Origin of the sequence: Virgibacillus sp. AGTR, from assembly GCF_016919725.2 — a bacterium.
GTDB lineage: Bacteria > Bacillota > Bacilli > Bacillales > Amphibacillaceae > Virgibacillus > Virgibacillus salarius.
The window spans coordinates 1-1,714 of sequence record NZ_JAJERH010000150.1; the positions used below are offsets into that span (position 1 = coordinate 1).

Consider the following 1,714-nt stretch of genomic DNA (forward strand, 5'->3'; position numbering starts at 1 on the left):
ACCATATTCCCAAAATACATAACGCCAATTCGATCACTAATATATTTTACCATCGATAAATCATGGGCAATAAACAGATACGTTAGCCCTTGATCACGCTGTAGCTTTTTCAATAGATTGACTACCTGTGCTTGAATAGAAACATCCAGTGCCGAAATGGGCTCATCGGCAATGATTAATTCTGGCTCTACGGCAAGTGCTCGCGCGATACCAATCCGTTGACGCTGCCCACCACTAAACTCATGAGGAAAGCGGCTCGCATGCTCTTTGTTCAAGCCTACCACCTGTAGTAATTCTTCTACTCTCGCCTTCCGTTCTGCCTCGTTATTTACGAGATGATGGACATCCAAGCCTTCCGCTATAATATCCATAACTGTCATACGCGGGTTTAACGATGAGGATGGATCCTGAAAAATCATCTGCATTTTTCGATTAAATTTAAGCAGATCCTTCTTCGACTTCTTCCCATGTACATCCTCGTTATTAAACAGTACTTGACCACTTGTGGCCTCATATAAACGAATGATTGTTCTTCCCGTTGTCGACTTTCCACAGCCAGATTCGCCTACTAATCCAAAGGTCTCCCCTTTATAAATATCGAAAGAGATACCATCGACAGCCGTAATGATTTTCTTCCGCCCAGCTCTAAAATGTTTCTTTAGGTTTTTTACTTCTAGTAATTTTTCTTGCTCCATCAAGCTTCACCGTCCTTACTAGCCGTACTCGCAAATCCCTGCATTCTCCGTTTTACCGATGCTGGCGGCTCGATTTTCGGTGCGTCCTCATGGAGTAGCCATGTCGCTGCATAGTGTGTGTCAGATACCTTAAACATCGGCGGCTCCATGACGGTGTCAATTTCTAATGCAAATTCATTACGTGGGGCAAAGGCATCGCCCTTTGGAGGATTCAGCATATCCGGTGGACTTCCAGGAATCGCAAATAATTCCTCTTCATCACTGTCCAGCGTTGGCATCGAACCTAGTAGCCCCCATGTGTATGGGTGCTTCGGATTATAGAAAATATCATCTGTTGTCCCGATTTCGACAATTTTTCCAGCGTACATCACCGCCACTCGGTCTGCAATATTAGCTACAACACCAAGGTCGTGCGTGATAAAAATAATTGCACTATCCGTTTCCTTTTGAATATCCTTCATCAGCTCTAAAATCTGTGCTTGTATCGTCACATCTAATGCCGTTGTTGGCTCATCGGCAATGAGAATCTTTGGATTACAGGCAAGCGATATCGCTACGACCACGCGCTGGCGCATTCCGCCAGAGAACTGGTGAGGATATTGGTTAATCCGTACTTCTGGATTAGGTATACCGACCAATTCCAGTAATTCCATCGCTTTTTTCTTCGCATCCTGTTTAGACATATTCTGATGCTTAATTAAACCTTCAATGATTTGGTTCCCTACCTTCATCGTCGGATTTAACGATGTCATCGGATCTTGGAATACCATCGAAATATCTTTACCACGGAGTTTTTGCATCTCTTTCGTAGATTTGTTAACCAAATCCTCACCTTCAAACAAAATCTCCCCTGATTTGACAAAGCCGTGCGGCTTAGGTAAGAGCTGCATTAGCGCCATCGATGTTACCGACTTTCCTGAGCCAGATTCACCAACAATCGCTAATGTCTCCCCCTTTTTCAAATCAAAGTTCACACCTCGAACAGCTTGTACTTCACCGTTGTAGGTGTTAAATGAAAC

At 43.8% G+C, this 1,714-nt stretch carries 2 protein-coding genes; both read right to left on the reverse strand.

Going from position 1 to position 1,714, the window contains the following annotated elements; translation table 11 throughout:
* Positions 1 to 695 (reverse strand): ABC transporter ATP-binding protein (locus JUJ52_RS22855; RefSeq protein WP_228089232.1); only part of this gene is annotated, 695 nt, incomplete at its 3' end.
* The coding region (locus tag JUJ52_RS22860; RefSeq protein WP_228089233.1) for an ABC transporter ATP-binding protein at positions 695 to 1,714 on the reverse strand (1,020 nt) is incomplete at its 5' end. The genes JUJ52_RS22860 and JUJ52_RS22855, both read right to left, overlap by 1 nt.